This window comes from Arthrobacter sp. R3-55 (genome assembly GCF_054161505.1).
This window is the reverse complement of the sequence record NZ_CP096423.1, coordinates 2254724-2272878: the sequence shown is the minus strand read 5'-3', so window position 1 is coordinate 2272878 and position 18155 is coordinate 2254724. Positions and strand designations below refer to the sequence as shown.

At 62.1% G+C, this 18155-nt stretch carries 15 protein-coding genes; 8 read left to right on the top strand and 7 right to left on the bottom strand.

Annotation, left to right across the window (positions count from 1 at the left end; translation table 11 throughout):
- Positions 1-8: 8 nt before the first annotated feature.
- From M1D51_RS10610 to tkt, 3 genes are read right to left on the bottom strand one after another with little or no spacing between them, the layout of a single operon-like run.
- Complete coding sequence (locus M1D51_RS10610) at positions 9-1640, bottom strand: glucose-6-phosphate isomerase (RefSeq protein ID WP_458109435.1); 1632 nt, start codon at positions 1638-1640, stop codon at positions 9-11.
- A gap of 5 nt (positions 1641-1645) precedes the next feature.
- Positions 1646-2764: a transaldolase gene (gene tal / locus M1D51_RS10605; protein WP_458109434.1), complete on the bottom strand. Its 1119-nt coding sequence runs from the start codon at positions 2762-2764 to the stop codon at positions 1646-1648.
- 33 nt (positions 2765-2797) lie between these two features.
- The gene (gene tkt / locus M1D51_RS10600; protein ID WP_309138422.1) at positions 2798-4924 is read right to left on the bottom strand and encodes a transketolase; all 2127 of its coding nucleotides are present in this window, start codon (positions 4922-4924) and stop codon (positions 2798-2800) included.
- 428 nt (positions 4925-5352) lie between these two features.
- Here tkt and M1D51_RS10595 point away from each other — a divergent pair, with 428 nt between their 5' ends.
- Entirely contained in the window at positions 5353-6315 is a 963-nt protein-coding gene (locus M1D51_RS10595; RefSeq protein WP_089595064.1) for a heme o synthase, read from the top strand.
- Between the two features lie 232 nt (positions 6316-6547).
- On the opposite strand, the gene M1D51_RS10590 is transcribed toward M1D51_RS10595, so the two are convergent.
- Positions 6548-7090, bottom strand: coding sequence for a TOPRIM nucleotidyl transferase/hydrolase domain-containing protein (locus M1D51_RS10590; RefSeq protein ID WP_458109577.1), 543 nt, complete (start codon positions 7088-7090; stop codon positions 6548-6550).
- Between the two features lie 223 nt (positions 7091-7313).
- Between M1D51_RS10590 and M1D51_RS10585 the strand changes: the two genes are divergently transcribed.
- From M1D51_RS10585 to M1D51_RS10570, 4 genes are read left to right on the top strand one after another with little or no spacing between them, the layout of a single operon-like run.
- On the top strand, positions 7314-7694 hold the full coding sequence (locus tag M1D51_RS10585; protein ID WP_458109433.1) for a peptidase inhibitor family I36 protein: 381 nt from the start codon (positions 7314-7316) through the stop codon (positions 7692-7694).
- A 29-nt stretch (positions 7695-7723) separates the two neighbouring features.
- A complete protein-coding gene (locus tag M1D51_RS10580) occupies positions 7724-8602 on the top strand; it encodes a hypothetical protein (RefSeq protein ID WP_458109432.1) in 879 nt (292 codons plus the stop codon).
- The gene (locus M1D51_RS10575; protein ID WP_458109431.1) at positions 8589-9746 is read left to right on the top strand and encodes a hypothetical protein; all 1158 of its coding nucleotides are present in this window, start codon (positions 8589-8591) and stop codon (positions 9744-9746) included. Before M1D51_RS10580 ends, M1D51_RS10575 begins: the two co-directional genes overlap by 14 nt.
- Positions 9743-11707: an ABC transporter ATP-binding protein/permease gene (locus M1D51_RS10570; protein ID WP_458109430.1), complete on the top strand. Its 1965-nt coding sequence runs from the start codon at positions 9743-9745 to the stop codon at positions 11705-11707. The genes M1D51_RS10575 and M1D51_RS10570 overlap by 4 nt, the downstream gene beginning before the upstream one ends.
- A gap of 5 nt (positions 11708-11712) precedes the next feature.
- Here M1D51_RS10570 and M1D51_RS10565 read toward each other — a convergent pair whose 3' ends face one another.
- From M1D51_RS10565 to M1D51_RS10555, 3 genes are read right to left on the bottom strand one after another with little or no spacing between them, the layout of a single operon-like run.
- Positions 11713-12660 (bottom strand): COX15/CtaA family protein, encoded by a 948-nt coding sequence (locus M1D51_RS10565; RefSeq protein ID WP_458109429.1) that lies wholly within the window; start codon positions 12658-12660, stop codon positions 11713-11715.
- Between the two features lie 47 nt (positions 12661-12707).
- Positions 12708-13472: an ABC transporter permease gene (locus tag M1D51_RS10560; RefSeq protein WP_458109428.1), complete on the bottom strand. Its 765-nt coding sequence runs from the start codon at positions 13470-13472 to the stop codon at positions 12708-12710.
- Positions 13469-14434 (bottom strand): ABC transporter ATP-binding protein, encoded by a 966-nt coding sequence (locus M1D51_RS10555; RefSeq protein WP_458109427.1) that lies wholly within the window; start codon positions 14432-14434, stop codon positions 13469-13471. The genes M1D51_RS10560 and M1D51_RS10555 overlap by 4 nt, the downstream gene beginning before the upstream one ends.
- A gap of 109 nt (positions 14435-14543) precedes the next feature.
- Here M1D51_RS10555 and M1D51_RS10550 point away from each other — a divergent pair, with 109 nt between their 5' ends.
- Genes M1D51_RS10550 through sufD form a run of 3 tightly spaced genes read left to right on the top strand, consistent with a single transcriptional unit; the run spans position 14544 to position 18144 of the window.
- Positions 14544-15365 (top strand): helix-turn-helix transcriptional regulator, encoded by an 822-nt coding sequence (locus tag M1D51_RS10550; RefSeq protein ID WP_458109426.1) that lies wholly within the window; start codon positions 14544-14546, stop codon positions 15363-15365.
- Entirely contained in the window at positions 15365-16828 is a 1464-nt protein-coding gene (gene sufB / locus M1D51_RS10545) for a Fe-S cluster assembly protein SufB (RefSeq protein ID WP_026540641.1), read from the top strand. Before M1D51_RS10550 ends, sufB begins: the two co-directional genes overlap by 1 nt.
- A gap of 2 nt (positions 16829-16830) precedes the next feature.
- Positions 16831-18144: a Fe-S cluster assembly protein SufD gene (gene sufD / locus M1D51_RS10540; protein ID WP_172322931.1), complete on the top strand. Its 1314-nt coding sequence runs from the start codon at positions 16831-16833 to the stop codon at positions 18142-18144.
- Positions 18145-18155 lie beyond the last annotated feature (11 nt).

Below are 18155 nucleotides of genomic sequence, written 5' to 3'. Positions count from 1 at the left end.
TCTGTGCCTTAGCTTTCGAGTGCGCTGGCCTGGCCGGCCAACGCAGCGACGACTTCCTGGAGTTGGGCTACGCCCGCAGCACGTTCGGTGAGGTGCAGACGCAATACCGGGCGGCCGTGGCCTTCCAGTACCTGTGCGTCGCCCGAGGCCTGAGCCGCAATGAGCTGCCCGAAGGTGAAGGGCCGCTCCGGAATTTCCAGGTCGGTGGAGGATGCTGCAGTGACTTGCAGGAAAACTCCGATAGCCGGTCCGCCCTTGTGGAACTGGCCGGTGGAGTGGAGGAACCGGGGGCCCCAACCGAACGTCACCGGGCGAGTACTGACGGCTGCGAGTTCATCCCGAATTCCCTCAAGGGGCGCGTGGGATATACGGTCCAAGTAGGCCTGAACGCTCAAGTACCCATCCGCACCGAGCTGGCCGAGGAGCGCCTGCACAGCCTCGGACACCGTGGAAGCGGAGCCAAGCCACTCGCCCCCGCGTACCTCCACGGCACCGTCGGTGAAGGCTGCCGGAGTCGGTTCGGGGCGGGCGTCGAGCAAACCGCGCGCAGCTACCTTTGCGGCCTCGACGTCGGGCTGGTCGAAGGGGTTGATGCCCAGCAACCGGCCGGCCACTGCGGTGGCAAACTCCCAGGTAAACATTTGTGAAGCCAGGCCCCCGGCTACGGCCACCTCGTTCTCGCGGAGCTCGACGTCGGCATCGGCACTGACAAGCCGCACCACCAGGACGTCCTCGGCGCCGGTCAGCGCCTCGGGAGAGTCAGGACCGGCTACGACCGGCAGGACACCGGTGCCCAGCTTGCCGGTGGATTCCGCGATGAGCTGTTCGGCCCAATCAGCGAATCCGACAATGCCTGAACCGTCCTCAGCGATGACAATCTTGTTCCGCAGCGGGCTGGTGCCGCCCAAGGCAATGCCCAGCGCCAGGCCGATGTTGTCAGCGGAGTCCTCATTGAGGATCTCCGCGGCTTCTTCTGCCTCATCCAGGAAGGCCTGGATATCCACGCCGGCCAGACCACAGGGGACCAGGCCAAAGGCTGTCAAAGCCGAGAAGCGGCCGCCCACGTTGGGGTCGGCATTGAACACTGCACGGTATCCCGCCTCGCGGGAAGCCTTGTCCAGGGGTGAACCCGGATCCGTGACAATGATGATCCTGGTCTTGGCGTCGATGCCGGCATCGTTGAACGCCTTCTCGAATACGCGGCGCTGGGAGTCGGTCTCAACGGTGGACCCGGACTTGGAGGAAACGACGATCGCCGTCTCCGCCAAACGGTCCGCCAAAGCAGCGCTGACCTGTTCAGGATCAGTGCTGTCAAGCACGGTCAGCTCGACGCCGGCGGTACCGGCAATGACCTCGGGGGCCAAAGAAGATCCACCCATGCCGCAAAGGACAATACGTGAGACTCCTTCAGCACGGAGGGCGTCACGAAGCTCCAGAATGTCCCAGACCAATGCCTGGGACACCGTGGCGGCTTCTACCCAGCCGAGCCTGATCGCTGCCTCGGACTCTGCGTCGGGACCCCACAGTGTGTGGTCCTTGGCGAAAATCCGCGTGGCGATCTTCTCCTCCACCAAGCTGTCAATGTGCTGGGCGATTGCCTGCTGTGCGGCACCGCTGGCGTCGTAGCTGATTGTGCTCATAGTTGTTAGGAAGCCTTCCGTGCGGTGGCGAGTGCGCCTTCGACGTCGGCGAGGAGTTCCTTCCAGGAGCCCACGAACTTCTCAAGGCCTTCGGTCTCGAGGAGGGTGACGACGTCGTTGTAGGAGACGCCGAGGGCTTCGAGGGCATTGAGGGTCTCGTTCGCGTCATCGTAGGTGCCGGAGATGGTGTCACCGGTGACTACGCCGTGGTCGAACGTGGCGTCAAGGGTCTTTTCCGGCATGGTGTTGACCACGCCTGCTGCGACGAGTTCGGTCACGTAGAGGGTGTCCGGGTACGCCGGGTCCTTCACGCCGGTGGAGGCCCACAGGGGGCGTTGGGGGAGGGCGCCGGCTTCGGCCAGCACTGCCCAGCGCTCGGTGGAGAAGAGCTCTTCGTAGACCTGGTAGGCCAGGCGTGCGTTGGCAACGCCTGCTTTGCCCTTGAGTGCCTTGGCTTCATCGGTGCCGATGGCGTCAAGGCGCTTGTCGATCTCCGAGTCAACGCGGGAGACGAAGAACGAGGCCACGGAGTGGATCTTGGAGAGATCGTGGCCGTTCTCCTTGGCCTGCTCGAGGCCGGACTGGAAAGCGTTGATGACCGCGCGGTACCGCTCCAGGGAGAAGATCAGGGTCACATTGACGCTGATGCCCTCAGCCAGGGTAGCGGTGATTGCTTCAAGGCCCTCCAGGGTTGCGGGGATCTTGATGTGGACGTTGTCCTTGTTCACCTTCGCGTAGAGGTGCTTTGCCTCGGCGATCGTTCCGGCGGTGTCCCAGGCAAGGCGGGGGTCCACCTCGATGGAGACGCGGCCGTCAACACCGTTGGTCGCTGCTGCGACCGGGGCGAACAGATCGCAGGCGTCAGCGACGTCCGTGGTGGTGATTTCGAAGATCGTTTCTTCGACGCTGGCACCGGCGGCGGCCTGGGCTGCAATGGTGGCGTCGTAGTCCGTGCCCGCGGTGATGGCTGCATGGAAGATGGACGGGTTGGTGGTCACACCAACCACGTTCTTCTCGTCGATCAGCTTCTGCAGGGTGCCCGTTTCCAGGCGGGTGCGGGAGAGGTCATCGAGCCAGATGGAAACGCCGGCGTCGGAGAGCTGCTGCGTGGGAGTGCTGGTCATGTGTTTTTCTCCTTGTGAGAGGGAAGCAGACTGTTATGCGTTGGCGTCTGCGAGGGAGTCTTTGGCAGCGGCTGCAACGGCGTCGGCGGTGATGCCGAATTCGTTGAAGAGCCGCTTGTAGTCAGCTGAGGCGCCGAAGTGTTCCAGGGAGATGGAGCGGCCGGCGTCACCGACGAATTCGCGCCAGCCCAGTGCGAGGCCGGCTTCAACCGAGACGCGGGCCTTCACGGAGGCAGGGAGCACGGATTCGCGGTAGGCCTCGTCCTGCTTGTTGAACCACTCAACACACGGCATGGACACAACGCGGGCGGCGATGCCTTCGGCCTGGAGCGCTTCGCGGGCCTGGACGGCGAGCTGGACTTCCGAGCCGGTGCCGATCAGGATGACCTGCGCATCCACGGTTTCGCCGTCCTTGGAGGCTTCGGCCAGGACGTAGCCGCCCTTGGCAACACCTGCGGTGGAACCGAACGTGTCACCGGTCGCTTCACCTTCGCCGCGGGCGTACGTGGGGATGTTCTGACGGGTCAGGACAATGCCGGCCGGGTTCTCGTGGTTCTCCAGCATGGCCTTCCAGGCTGCGGAGACCTCGTTCGCGTCGCCGGGACGGACAACGTCCAGGCCCGGAATGGCGCGGAGCGAGGCGAGCTGCTCCACCGGCTGGTGGGTGGGGCCGTCTTCGCCCAGACCGATGGAGTCGTGCGTCCATACATACAGGGAAGGAACACCCATCAGCGCACCGAGGCGGATGGCCGGGCGCTGGTAGTCGGAGAAGATCAGGAACGTGCCGGAGAAGGCGCGGGTGCGTCCGTGCAGGGCGATGCCGTTTACGATCGACGCCGCAGCGTGCTCACGGATACCGAAGTGCAGTACGCGTCCGTACGGGTTGCCCTTCCAGGCGTCCGTGGAACGCGAGGTCGGGATGAACGACGGTGAGCCCTCGATGGTGGTGTTGTTGGACTCGGCGAGGTCGGCAGAACCGCCCCACAGTTCCGGAAGGACAGGGCCAATGGCGTTCAGGACCTTGCCCGAAGCCGCACGGGTGGACACGTCCTTGCCTGCCTCGAACACCGGCAGTGCTGCGTCGATGCCCACGGGCAGCTTCTTGGCTTCAACACGTTCCAGCAGGGCAGCAGCGTCGGGGTTGGCGGACTGCCATGCCTCGAACGAGCTCTGCCAGGCAGTGCGGGATTCAGCGCCGCGGTCCAGGACCTTGCGGGCGTGTGCCAGTACTTCTTCGTCAACATCGAAGGACTTGGCCGGATCAAAGCCCAGCACGGTCTTCAGTGCCGCGACTTCCTCGGCACCCAGGGCCGAGCCGTGGATCTTGCCGGTGTTCTGCTTCTTCGGTGCCGGGTAGCCGATGATGGTGCGCAGCGAAATGATGGACGGCTTGTTCGTCTCAGCCTTCGCTGCCAGCAGGGCTGCGTAGAGCTCCTGGACGTCTTCGACGTAGTCGCCGGTCTTGGTCCAGTCGACGCGCTGGGTGTGCCAGCCGTAGGCTTCGTAGCGCTTGAGGACGTCCTCGGTGAAAGCAACGTCGGTGTCGTCTTCGATGGAGATGTGGTTCTCGTCGTAGATCACTACGAGGTTGCCCAGTTCCTGGTGGCCCGCAAGCGAGGAAGCCTCGGAGGTTACACCTTCCTGGAGGTCGCCGTCGGAAGCGATAACCCAGATGGTGTGGTCGAACGGCGACTCGCCGGCGGGAGCATCGGCGTCGAACAATCCGCGCTGACGACGCTGCGAGTAAGCGAAACCGACAGCCGAGGCCAGACCCTGGCCCAACGGGCCGGTGGTGATTTCCACACCGGCGGTGTGCTTGTACTCCGGGTGCCCCGGGGTCAGTGAACCCCACGTGCGGAGCGCCTCAAGGTCCTTCAGCTCCAGCCCGTATCCGGAGAGGAACAATTGGATGTAAAGGGTCAGCGAAGTGTGACCGGGGGACAGGACGAACCGGTCGCGGCCGATCCAGTCCGGGTTCTTCGGATCGTGGCGCATCAGCTTCTGGAACAGCAGGTACGCTGCCGGAGCCAAGCTCATCGCCGTACCAGGGTGGCCGTTGCCGACCTTCTCCACGGCATCAGCGGCCAACACGCGAACGGTGTCAACTGCCTTCTTGTCCAGATCGGTCCATGACAGTTCTTGCTCTTCCAAATGTGGCACGAAAACCGAGCCCCTCTCTGTGCTGACGGCAGGCGTACGGACACGGCACGCAGGAAGCACAGGATGGCGCCCGCTGCAATGTGTCTACCAGCCGTTCACCATTGAAACGTTGATCTCTCATCCAGACGCACGGATATCCGAGAATGCGGTTTCCCGGATGGTCAACGTGTGCTGATCTGCTCAACAGCTTAGCCCTAAACGTGTCAGGGAACTCAGGGAATCCCACTAACTGGACAGAAATTCCCTTATATGAATCACGATGGCCCGGAAGGGGAGTGAAGATTCGGAAACATTGACGTATTTTGCGGACATTGGGCCACTTCCGGCCACGGTATGATATTTGGAGGCCACCAGCGGTTCATGCGCCCGTGTCAGCTTTCGAAGACCGGGACGGCAGCCGCTGCGAGAACCCCAGAGCATAGAACAGAGTGACTGCCGCCGTGAGCACAACTGATACGCCCCTCAACGCGTCCCCGGCCCGGGGAAGCATCGGAATTTCCCGTAAGTTCAAGGCGTATCTGGCACTCACAAAACCGCGGGTCATCGAACTCCTCCTGGTGAGCACCCTGCCCACCATGATCTTCGCCCAGCGCGGTTTTCCCTCCATAGGCTTGATTCTCGCTACACTCGTCGGCGGAGCTTTCGCGGCAGGCAGCGCCGGTGTCTTCAACTGCTACATCGACCGCGACATCGACAAACTCATGCACCGCACCGAGAAGCGCCCGTTGGTAACCGGAGAAGTGACGCCGCGAGAGGCACTGGTCTTCGCCTGGATTCTCGGCGCGGCGTCCATCGCCATCCTGTGGTTCGGGGCCAACCCGCTTTCCGCCTGGCTGGGCCTTGGCGCCATTGTGTTCTATGTGGTTATTTACACCATGATCCTGAAGCGCCGCACCGCCCAGAACATCGTCTGGGGCGGAGCTGCCGGATGCTTCCCTGTCCTGATCGCCTGGGCGGCCGTGACCAACACTGTGGAGTGGCCTGCCATTGTGCTGTTCATGGTGATCTTCCTCTGGACGCCGCCGCACTACTGGCCCCTGTCCATGCGTTACGGCGAGGACTACCGCAACGCCAAGGTGCCCATGCTTGGTGCCATCGCCGGAGCAAAGGTGGTTTCAGTCCAGGTTGTCCTCTACGCCTGGGCCATGGTGGCCTGCTCGCTCTTGATGGTCCCGGTTGGCGGGGCCGGATGGGTTTATACGATTGTTGCCGTTGCGGCCGGCGCGTGGTTCCTCTACGAGAGCCACGCGTTGTACAAGCGCGCGCAGGGCGGCGACGTCTCCAACAAGGGAGCCATGAAGGTCTTCCACGGCTCCATCAGCTACCTGACATTGCTCTTCATCGCGCTGGCCGTTGACCCGTTCATCGGCTCAGCGATCGTCGGCGGCTAGGTTCGCAAGTCGCTCGCGTTTTAACGTTCGACGCCGGTACCCGCCACTTTGCTTGAGTGGTTGGTGCCGGCGTCGCTGTCTACCACCAACCCGCAGACGCTATCTCACATCCCACGGGCTCGAGCCCAACGCTGTCTCACATCCCACGGGCTTGAACCCAACGCTGTCTCACATCCCACGGGCTTGAGCCCAACGCTGCCTCACAACCCACGGGCTTGAACCCAACGCTGTCTCACATATCAAAAGATGCCACCAATCGAGCCAGCGGGGGTGGTGCCTTGCCGGAGGGCAGCGCAGACACCAGCAGGGGCGCGTACCGGATCTTATTGCCGCTGCGCCCACCGAAAAACCTCCGCAGTTGCGCTTCAACAGATAGATCCCGCAACGAGGGTTGTCGCTGGAGAAGTTCGAACGAGCCAAACTCACCCTGACCGGCGATCACGTTGATCACCTCATCGACGCCCAGGCAACGAATAAGTTCATCCTCCAAATCAGCCTCACAGACCTGGAACCCCAGGTCGTTCAAGGAAGCGGCCCCGATACCGGCCCTGCTGAAAGCGCGGGCGATGCCCCGGGATTCTCCGGAATCGCAGAGACCCAGCAGCCGATGGTTTTCCCCTTGCGGGCCGTAACGGTCGAGGAAGTGGGCAATGTTGGTGGCCCCACCCATCGGAACGATGGAAACCTGGTGCTTTTGCAGGTCATAACCAAGGCGCCGGGCCAATGCGTTCACGGCCAGACGGTCACTCTCACCTTCCACAAACACTGCCGTCATTTGCACATGACCAGTATGGCTGATGAGGATGGCTCGGCCTTGGGTCGCTGAGGGCCAGCACCTAGAGGCCCCAACGTAGCACCTACTTTGGGGCTATTCGGCACCTAATTCTTGCCGGAACGCCACCTAGTTTGAGGAAATGCCGTCTAGGTGGTGACGTGCGCAACCTAGTGTTCGTGGTGGAACAGAGCTGTTCCACCACGCACGAGCATTGGGGAAAAAAGTGAAAGCATTCCTGCGTACAGCCGGTATTCTGACGGTTGTTTCGGCTTCGGTCTTGACCGGAGTCACTGCAGCGCAAGCCGCCCCGGCTTGCTCCACGGCCCGCGTATGCCTCTACGACAACTACTGGTTTACAGGAACTCAGCGAACCTATAACTGGGTCGCTTCGTATGTAGGTGAGGCGGCAAACGACAAAGCCAGCTCAATAGTCATAGGCCAGCCTGCGAACGTTCAATCGCCCTACGTGTATCTGTATCGGGATCTTAACTACTCAGGTCACGCCGTCATCTTCCGGGGTGGTAACGCCGTCAACGATCTTCGGGGCGTGTCAATGTATGCCGGTGTGAACTGGGACGACGAAATCTCCAGCATCTGGGGTTAGCCGTGCGATCTCCCACTTTTCATTCAGTTTTGGCGGTCGCGGCGACACTGGCTGTTGTCGTGCTTGGCGGCGTGGCCTGTTCGGGCCCGCCGGCATCGTCGACCACCGCAACGACGACGGTCAGCCTGCCTGCAGTGGATCGCGCTGCCGGAGCAGGAGCAAGGGCAACTCTCAATGAAAGCACCGGCGAAGTTGGCCTTCCCATGAGTGCCTACTGGTACTCAGACGGAGAGAACGTCCTGGTCAATACGGCGGTGGCATTCCTCATCTACGACTGCGTAGAAGATGCCGGGTTCACGGTGGCTCCATGGGGAGGCGGTGGCAAGGCCCTGCAGGACGGTAGGTATGGGCAGTGGTCCCGCCCGTTGGCTGCCAGAAACGGTGCCATGCCGGAGATCCGGAAAATTCCAGGTGTGATGGACGAACAACCCGAGCGACCCGCACTCAGCGCCGAACATCAGGCGGCGGAAAAAAAGTGCACTAATTCGGTGGGGAGGGCCGGACTACCCGAACTACTGGACGGCCTGGCTGGTGAGGCCTCCTTGCAGAATCAAATCACTCGGAACGCCGTGGCCCTGACAGAGCTCGATTCGGAGTACCTGGCTTACCGGAAGAGCTGGGAGGAATGCCTGGCCACCAAAGGCATCAAACTTTCGGAACAGGGTTCGTGGAGCTTGCAATCCGGCGGCTCCAAGGAGGATGAGATACGGGTTGCCCTCTTGGATCTGGACTGCAAGGACGCCAGCGGCGGGGCCAGGAAGCCGTATGACATCCTGGCTGAGTACCAGGCCGCGCAGATGATCGACCACCAAGCCGAACTCAACGCCTTGGCGGAAGAGAAGGTGGGCGCAGTGGAGCGTGCCAAACAGATTTTGCGGGATCACGGCGTGGCTGATGCAAGACTCTGATTCGCTCCTGGTGGAACGCGGTATGAGGCGCGTCCCGCGGTGGTGGCTCGTACCTGCCGCATCACTGGTGGTGCTGACGGGTTTGGGCGGCGCCTATTGGGCAGGAGCATCGACAACGGCAGGGTCGGAGCCGGCACCGCCACTTTCTGCGGTGGTTCCGGTTTCGGCTACGGTAGAACGCCGTGCAGTGGCCGAACAGGTGGTTCTATCCGGGAAAGTCGTTCCAGGAGCCCAGGCCACCCTTCATGCCAGTCCGGCCGCAGGCGTTGACAGGCTGGTGGTAACGGACGTGGCAAAAGAGGCCGGGAGCCGCGTGGTTTCCGGTGAATTACTGGCGGTCGTCTCGGGGAGGCCGCTGTTGTTACTACCCAGCAGCGTGCCGTTGTATAGGGACATCAGCCCAAGCGACTCTGGTCCCGATGTCGAAGCACTCCAAGAGGTTTTGGCAGGCTTCGGTTACCCGTGCGCCACAACCGGAACCTTTGACCGGGCTACTCAGCAGGCACTGGCGTCGTGGTACCGGGCCGCAGGGTTCAAAGCCCCCGTTCCGCTCCCGCAGGAGGAGACTGGTGATGCAGCATCGAAGAACTCGCCGGACGTCATGTTTCGCTGGCGGGAATTTGTCCAGGTCCCCGGTGATAGTGGCACTGTCGCTTCCATTGCCGGACCCGGTTCCATCTTGGCCGAGGACGGGGTTGTGGCCCGGATCAGGATCGCTGACGACTCCTTTGTTGCCCGCGCGGACGTTGTCCAGGCCGAGAGTTTCGTGGTGGGTACGCCCGTAACGGTCAGAGCCGGTTCATCAGTTCTGGACACCGCAGTGGTGCAGGTCAGCGGCTTTCTGGAGGGTGACCAAGGCAAGAATGAAGTCCCTGGAAAAGATGTCACCGTAGCGTTGCCGCCGGGGGCACAGGGATTCGCTGCCGGACAATCAGTCACCATGGCTGCAGGTGCTGCAGTGGCAGAGTCCCTCGCAGTTCCCCTCATAGCGATTCGTCAGGACGGCGGGATCCCCTACCTCCTGATCGAAGGCAACGGCGAGCCCCGCCGCTTGGACGTGAAAGTTACCGCGCAGGTGGATGGGTGGGCAGCCATTGCGGACGTAGACGGCCTGGTTGTTGGGGATCAGGTGAAACTCCAATGAAGGCGGCCCTGCCATCCCGGGAATCGTCCGGACATGCGAAGCGCGTGCCCATCCTCAGCCTGCGTGGCATTGACCGCGGTTTCCCCGGCGCGATGGCGCTGATGGACGTGGACCTCGATATCCACGAGGGCGAGTTTGTTGCCATTGTAGGTCCCTCCGGTTCAGGAAAGTCCACGCTGCTTAACGTCCTCGGCCTCTTGGACACACCTACCGGGGGCTCTTATCGGATCAGGGATGAAAACGTCGCAGATCTCAACGTTAGGCAAAAAGCAGCCCTACGGGCCGATGTTTTCGGCTTCGTCTTCCAGGAATCACATATGGTGGGTCGGGACGCCACGGCCCGCAACGCCGTGTTGGGGCTGCGTGTGCGGGGCGTAGGTATCAAGGTCCAGAAACAAATAGTCATGCCCGCGCTGAAGAGATTTGGGCTCGCACATAGGGCCGCAACCCCTGCGTCGCTGTTGTCCGGGGGAGAGCGTCAACGCCTGGCTATGGCACGGGCAGTAATCGGAACGCCAAAGGTTGTCCTGGCAGACGAACCCACAGGCAGCCTGGACACCGGGAACGGCAAGATCGTCATCCAGCATCTCCGCGAGCTTAGTGACGCCGGGACCACTGTGGCCCTGGTGACCCACGATCCCGGTATCGCGGCGGCAGCGGACCGCATCATTACGATGCGCGATGGAGCCATCATCAAGGACACCGGACACCCAAGGGACACCGCCAGCATTCCAGCACCAACAACAGAACATCCCGAAAGCAAACGTGCCTTTGGCCGAAGCCTGCGCCATGAGGCAGCAGATGCCGTTGCCGACGCGCTCTCCGGGTTGACCGTTCGCCCAGCTAAAGCCCTTCTGCTGATCATGGCGTTTCTCCTTGGCAGCGGAGGGTTGGTTGCGGCCATCGGGCTGAGCGAGAGTGCCTCAGTCAAGGTGTCCACGCGGATCGATGCAGCGGCGAGAGACGAAGTCAGAGTGACGCGTTCGACCGGTTATCCATCGTGGGAAGCCATCAGCAGCGACCTCGATGCCTCCAGAAGGCTCTCCGGGGTGCTTGATGCCGGCGTCATCGCCGAACTCTCATCGTCAGTGGTGCAGCCATCCACCTTTCGGCCCGCGTCCTTTCCTGAACAACCGACTTTCAACGGCGCAGTCCGGATCATTGACTCTGCGTACCTTAGGCTCCAAGGCGCGACCCTGTCCTACGGTGATGCCGCCTTGCTCGACCAATCATTCGGTGGTCCCGTCGCAATCCTGGGCCAGAACGCCGCCAGTGAGCTGGGAATCGGAAAACCGGGACCCGGCGTCGTAGTTTGGCTGTACGGCCAGCCAGTCCCGGTGGTAGGGATTATTGATGAACCGGGCCGTGACCCGATTCTGCCGTCAGCGGTCATGGTGGGAGTCGGGTCCTACTCTTTGACCGACAACGTGGCAGCCAGCCTGGTCCTTCGGACGGGTCCAGGGATGCCGGCAGCCATCGCTGAGGCCCTTCCAAAAGCCCTCAACCCTGCTGAACCCGGGACCGTAGAGGTGCGAACGGTGGCCGACCTCCGGGAACTCAAACAAGGGATCAATACGGACCTCGGCAGGCTGGTAGCCGTTGTCTCCGTCATCCTGCTCGCCATGGCTTGCCTCAGCGCCGGCACCACCATGTACCTAGGGGTGTTGGCGCGATCCAGTGAGATTGCACTTCGACTTGCCTTGGGCATGCGTCGAAGAGTGCTCGCCTCAATGTTCCTTACCGAAGGTGCTGTGGTGGGCATATTAGGGGGAGCTGCAGGCGCAGCAGCAGGCATGGTTGCTGTGATGGCCTACGCATCCCTTGAAGGTTGGGCCGCTGTGATTCCTTGGTATGCGTCGCTGTGGGGCATAGGGGCCGGACTCACCAGCGGCACCTTATCCGCTGTGTACCCAGCCGTACTGGCCACGCGTTCCAACCCGGCGCACCTGATCCGGGATTAGGAGATCTACCGGCGTACCGGGCTGTGCTTCGCGAGGTCAGTTGCGTTGGTGGCTGCACTCATGAGGACGGCTGCCCCAAACATATGCGCACCAACCAGCAGCGCTGGGATTCCGTTGTAGTACTGGGTAAAGCCGATGACTGCCTGCAACAGTGTTACGCCCAGGAGAAGGTAGGCCGCCGTTCGGAACGGGCCGCCGATCTTGCCGCGGATCACCAGGAACACAGCGAACAGTGTTCCCGCAGTGATGAGGTAGGCGGGCACGGCGTGGATGTGCGAGAAAAGGTCCCAGTCGAGATCGTTGCGGGGGGCATCAGCGTCGCCGGCATGAGGACCGGCGCCAGTGACTACGACGCCCAGCATCACTGAGAGTGCGGAGAAGACGGCGACAGCCAGCATCACGGGGCGTGCGACGGCGGGGAGGCCCGGGAGGGTCCGGTTCATGAAGCCACCGGTACGGCCATAGGCCCGGTTAACAAGCAGCGTGGAGAACACCACCAGGGCCATGGATACCAGGAAGTGCAGGCCCACAACCCACGGGTTGAGCCCAGACAAAACGGTGATGCCGCCAATGATGGCCTGGGCCGGGATGCTCGCCAGGAGGCCCAGGGCCAGAAGAAAGAGGTCGCGCCGCTCTTTACGGAGGTTCCACAAGTACACCAACATGAGCGCTGCGACGGCGGCGAGGGCAAAGGTCAGCAGACGGTTGCCGAATTCGATGAAACCGTGAATACCCATTTCCGGGGTGTTGACCAGCGAGTCATTGGTGCATCGCGGCCAGGTGGGGCAACCCAAACCGGACGCGGTAAGGCGGACCGCACCACCGGTCACCACCAGGACTGTCTGCCCGATGAGAGACAGCAGAGCCAGGCGGCGGACGGCCTTGTTAACCTCGGTGGGCAACTTGGACGTGAACCGCTGAATGGTTTTGGGAAGGCGCGATGCCGTGCTCACAGTTTTCTCACTTCTCAGTTCTGCATTGTTGGTGGTGCCCGGTCGGATTAGTTCCACTTGAACCAGCGGATGGCTGCGGCGCCGGCGAGTACCGTCCACAGCAAAAGGACCAGGACGGCGGGGAAAGGTACAGCACCCACGAGGAAAGCATCACGGAGCGCCTGGCCCAGGGCACCGGACGGAAGGAAATGGACGATGCCTTGAAGCAACGAGGGCAATCGATCGGCGGGAACAACGATCCCGCCCAGGGCCCCCAGGAGTATCCACAAAAGGTTGGTGATAGCCAAAGTAGCTTCCGGACGCACAGTGCCGGCCACCAGCAAGCCGAGCGCAGTAAAGGCAGCAGCGCCCAGAATCAGCAGCCCGATCCCGGGCAGCCAGGCCTCGGGCCGGGGTTGCCATCCCAGGAAGCCGGCAACGGCGCCGACCACCAGTACCTGCAGAAAAAGGACCACCAATACGGCGAGGATCTTGCCGGCAATCAGCCCACCCCTGCCCAGGGGCGTGGTGGAGAGGAACCGGAGAACTCCGTAGCGACGGTCAAAGCCCGTGGCAATACCTTGACCGGTAAAGGCCGTGGACATTGCACAAAGTGCCAGGATGCCCGGTGTGGCAATGTCCACACGTGATCCCCCCAAACCATCCAGCAGGGGAGTCACTACCAGTCCTACCAAGGCCATCAGAGGCAGAACGATGGCAAGAATCAGCTGTTCACCATTACGCAGCATGGTGATGGTTTCATAGCGGCCCTGCTGCATGATGCGGCGCGGAAGCGATGCCGGTCCCGCGTTGGGCGAGAGGAGCTTGCTCATCGGAGGTCCCTTCCGGAAATGTCCAGGAACACGTCTTCAAGGCTACGGGCTTCCAGGCGGAGCGAGGCAGGCATGATGTTCCGTTCCGCCCACCAAGCAGTCAGTGTTGCGAGGTCTTTCGGCGTGATGGCGCCTGTGATGGAGTAACTTCCGGAGCGGGTCTCAGTGACCTGAAAGCCTGCCCCCAAGGCTCCGATGAAGTCGAGTCCGCCCGGCGCATCGAAATAGAGCGTGCGTTCCGTCACGGCGGAATCCGTGGCGTGGTCGTGGCGCAGCAGTTCCGCGACGGTGCCTTCCACCACGTTATGACCGCCGTCAATGATGTAGACGTAGTCGGCAAGGCGCTCGGCGTCATCCATCAGGTGCGTGGTCAGGACGATGCCCATGCCGGCGTCGCGAAGTTCGGCGATCAGGTCGAAAACCATCTGGCGCGACTGCGGATCGAGACCCGCGCTGGGCTCATCAAGGAACAGAATCTCCGGGTTGCCCACCAGGGCAGCTGCCAGGGCCAATCGTTGTTTTTGACCGCCGGAAAGCCTGCGCACGCTGGTTCTGCTGAATTGGCCGATTCCCAGCCGTTCCACCAGCGCGTCAACATCCATGGGGTTTTTGTACATGCCGGCGACGTGCCGCAACAGCGGTATGGGACGGGCCGACGGCGGCAACCCGCCGTCCTGGAGCATCACGCCGACGCGGGACCTCAAGTCGGCGCCTGCTGTATCAGGGTCCGCACCAAGGAGCGAGATGCTCCCGCCGGTCCGCTTCTGCAATCCCTGTGCACATTCAAGGGTGGTGGTCTTGCCTGCTCCATTGGCACCGAGCAGCGCGGTCACCTGGCCGCGCTCGGCCACAAGGGAGAGTTCGCTGACCACCCGGAGCATTTTGCCGTCAAGGGAGGCCAGGGGGCCTACATCCTTAATGAGTCCGTCTATGGTGAGGACAGGGGATTCGGGTGAGCGCACCAGAGTATTCTACGTGAAGTAGTACGGTCACACTTGGCGGGCTACTGAGGTCAGTCTTGCCTTACTGGATGCATGAAACAAATTACGACATGATTGTGTTGTGTATTCCATGAGCAGTCCAACTTCCATGCCCTCAACACGGCATGCTGCAGCGGCAGAGGCCTTCGTTGCCCCGCCTGCGCTGCCGGACGCGGATGACCGCACCAGGGACCGTGTCCTGAGCGCCGTTCTGGAGAACGGCCCGGTGAGTGCCGCGGAACTTGGTGATCTTCTCGGCTTCACACCGGCCGCAGTCCGCCGCCACCTTGACCATTTGGAACGCAACGGCGTGATCGAGGTCAAGCGTGTGGCCAAGGCAGGTTCCGGAGCAGGACGCCCTGCGCGTCGCTACGTCCTGAGCTCCCAGGGGCAGTCCACCCTGGGTGACGACTACTTGAACATTGCCAGCTCCGCACTCCGGCGCCTCCAGGAACTCGCCGGTGAAGAGGCCGTCCGTGAGTATGCCGAGGAACGCTTCTCGGACATGGAACGGCGCTACGCCCCCGAAGTGGAGGCCGCCGGTGATGACATCACCGCCCGTGCCATGGCGCTTTCCAAGGCCCTGAGCCGTGACCGCTTTGTTGCGTCAGCGCATTCCATTGAGGCCAAAGCACCCCTGCCTGCTGCCTTGTCCAGCGTCCAGCTGTGCCAAGGCCACTGCCCCATCCAACGGTTGGCGGCAGAGTTTCCGGTGTTTTGCGATACCGAGACCCAGGTCTTCTCGCGCTTGGTAGGCGTCGATGTCCGGCGCCTCTCCACACTCGCGCAGGGCGGACACGTCTGCACCACCCACATACCTACCGGGCGCCCGGCTGCCACGGCATCCCCAGATGCCGCAGAGCAGCCCGGGAACCCGTACCAGGAATCAAACAACCAGCAAGAAAGGCCGTGATGACGGACCAAATAGCAGAGAAAGCGGTAGCTGACGGCACTGTGATCTCGGAGATTCTGGAGAAGAATCCCGAACTGCACGGTATCGGAAACTACGAGTACGGCTGGGCCGACAAGAACGACGTAGGCGCCAACGCCCGTCGTGGCCTCAGCGAGGAGGTTGTCCGTGACATCTCCTCGAAGAAGAACGAGCCCGAATGGATGCTCGACCTGCGCCTCAAGGGCCTGAAGTACTTTGACCGCAAGCCCATGCCGACCTGGGGTGCAGACCTCTCCGGCATCGACTTCGACAACATCAAGTACTTTGTGCGTTCCACCGAGAAGCAGGCGGCAACGTGGGAAGACCTTCCGGAAGACATCCGGAACACCTACGAAAAACTCGGCATCCCCGAAGCTGAGCGCAGCCGTCTGGTCTCGGGCGTTGCTGCCCAGTACGAGTCCGAGGTTGTCTACCACCAGATCCGCGAAGACCTGGAAGCCCAGGGCGTCATCTTCCTGGATACCGATACCGCTTTGCGTGAGCACCCGGAGATCTTCCAGGAGTACTTCGGCACCATCATCCCGGTGGGCGACAACAAATTTGCATCGCTGAACACGGCTGTCTGGTCCGGCGGTTCCTTCGTGTACGTGCCCAAGGGCGTCCACGTAGACATCCCGCTGCAGGCCTACTTCCGCATCAACACCGAAAACATGGGCCAGTTCGAGCGCACGCTGATCATCGCCGATGAGGACTCCTACGTTCACTACATCGAAGGCTGCACGGCTCCGATCTACACCTCGGACTCACTGCACTCCGCTGTTGTGGAGATCATCGTGAAGAAGGGCGCCCGCGTCCGCTACACGACCATCCAGAACTGGTCCACCAACGTGTACAACCTCGTCACCAAGCGTGCCATCTGCGAAGAGGGCGCCACCATGGAATGGATCGATGGCAACATCGGTTCCAAGGTGACCATGAAGTACCCGGCCGTCTACCTTGTTGGCGAGCACGCCAAGGGTGAGACCCTGTCCATCGCTTTCGCCGGCGAGGGCCAGCACCAGGACACCGGCTCGAAGATGGTTCACATTGCGCCGAACACCAAGAGCTCCATCATTTCCAAGTCCGTAGCCCGCGGTGGTGGTCGTGCTGCATACCGCGGCTTGGTCCAGGTCCGCGAGGGTGCCAAGCACTCGGCCAACACGGTCCGCTGTGATGCCCTTCTGGTGGACACCATTTCCCGTTCGGACACGTACCCGTACATCGATATCCGCGAGGATGACGTTGTGATGGGCCACGAGGCCACGGTTTCCCGCGTCAGCGAAGAGCAACTCTTCTATCTGATGTCCCGCGGCATGCCTGAAGACGAGGCCATGGCCATGATCGTGCGTGGCTTCATTGAGCCGATCGCCCGGGAATTGCCCATGGAATACGCTCTTGAGCTGAACCGCCTGATTGAACTGCAGATGGAAGGGTCCGTCGGTTAACAATGACTGATATCACTACTGAAAAGGCACGCATCGGCGCGCCCTCGGCCCAGCCGTTTATCAACGGTTTCACCGAGGAAGGCGAGAACCTCTCGCCCGTCAACACCGGAACCAACACCAGCACGACGTCGGAGCAGCCTTCTGCTGGTCCGCTCGGCGGCGCTTCGGCCAAGAGCCACTCGCATGGTGGCGGCGTAGGCATCCCCGACAGCTCCCGTGCAGGGCGTCTGACCTCCTACAAGCTGGCAGACTTCAAGCCGTTGAACGGTCTTGAGGAAGACTGGCGCTTCACTCCGTTGAAGCGACTGCGCGGCCTTCACACCGAAGTCCTCAACGGCGCAGCTCCGGCTGTCAGCGTCACCGCACCAGCCGGCGTCGTTGTTGAAACGGTTGGCCGCGATGACCAGCGCATCGGGCAGGCAGCCATCCCGGAGGACCTCGTGTCCGCCAATGCGTGGGAGAACTTCGCCGAGGCCACGGTTGTCACCGTTCCTGCGGAACTGCAGGCCGAGAGTGAAGTTTCCGTCCTGATCACCGGTGCAGGAGAGGCTCCCTCTGCCCAGCACATCGTAATTGTGGCAGAGCGGTTCTCCAAGGCCGTTGTTGTCCTGGACCACCAGGGTTCCGCGGTTGTCTCCGAGAACGTGGAAATCATCGTTGAAGATGGCGCTGAGCTGACCGTTGTCTCGTTGCAGGAGTGGGCAGATAACGCTGTTCACGCCTCATCGCAGCAGGCAAAGATCGGCCGCGATGCCAAGTTCAAGCACATTGTGGTCAGCCTTGGCGGCGACCTCGTCCGCGTCACGCCCTCCACGCGCTTCACCGCACCGGGTGCCGACGTCGAAATGTTCGGCCTGTACTTCGCCGACGCCGGCCAGCACCTTGAGCAGCGCCTGTTCGTTGACCATGCAGTGGCTAACTGCAAGTCGCGGGTCCTCTACAAGGGTGCGCTGCAGGGCCGCAATGCTCACAGTGTGTGGGTTGGCGACGTCCTGATCCGCAAGGAAGCAGAAGGCACGGATACCTACGAGGCCAACCGCAACCTGGTACTCACCGATGGTGCCCGCGCCGACTCTGTGCCCAACCTTGAAATTGAAACCGGCTTGATCGAGGGTGCGGGCCACGCCAGCGCCACCGGCCGTTTCGACGACGAGCACCTGTTCTACCTCATGGCCCGCGGCATCCCCGAAAAGGTTGCCCGCCGCCTGGTGGTCCGAGGCTTCCTCAACGAGATCATCCAGCAGATCAAGGTTCCGGCAATCGAAGAGCGCCTGACCGCAGCTGTTGAGCGCGAACTCGCCGCGACCGACAACTAAGACAGGCCAGG

Bases quoted from the DNA above. Each gene is read 5' to 3' on its own strand.
- M1D51_RS10610 (WP_458109435.1), bottom strand. From the start codon at position 1,640: ATGAGCACAATCAGCTACGACGCCAGCGGTGCCGCACAGCAGGCAATC.
- tal (WP_458109434.1), bottom strand. From the start codon at position 2,764: ATGACCAGCACTCCCACGCAGCAGCTCTCCGACGCCGGCGTTTCCATC.
- M1D51_RS10590 (WP_458109577.1), bottom strand. From the start codon at position 7,090: ATGACGGCAGTGTTTGTGGAAGGTGAGAGTGACCGTCTGGCCGTGAAC.
- M1D51_RS10575 (WP_458109431.1), top strand. From the start codon at position 8,589: ATGCAAGACTCTGATTCGCTCCTGGTGGAACGCGGTATGAGGCGCGTC.
- M1D51_RS10570 (WP_458109430.1), top strand. From the start codon at position 9,743: ATGAAGGCGGCCCTGCCATCCCGGGAATCGTCCGGACATGCGAAGCGC.
- M1D51_RS10560 (WP_458109428.1), bottom strand. From the start codon at position 13,472: ATGAGCAAGCTCCTCTCGCCCAACGCGGGACCGGCATCGCTTCCGCGC.
- M1D51_RS10550 (WP_458109426.1), top strand. From the start codon at position 14,544: ATGAGCAGTCCAACTTCCATGCCCTCAACACGGCATGCTGCAGCGGCA.
- sufB (WP_026540641.1), top strand. From the start codon at position 15,365: ATGACGGACCAAATAGCAGAGAAAGCGGTAGCTGACGGCACTGTGATC.
- sufD (WP_172322931.1), top strand. From the start codon at position 16,831: ATGACTGATATCACTACTGAAAAGGCACGCATCGGCGCGCCCTCGGCC.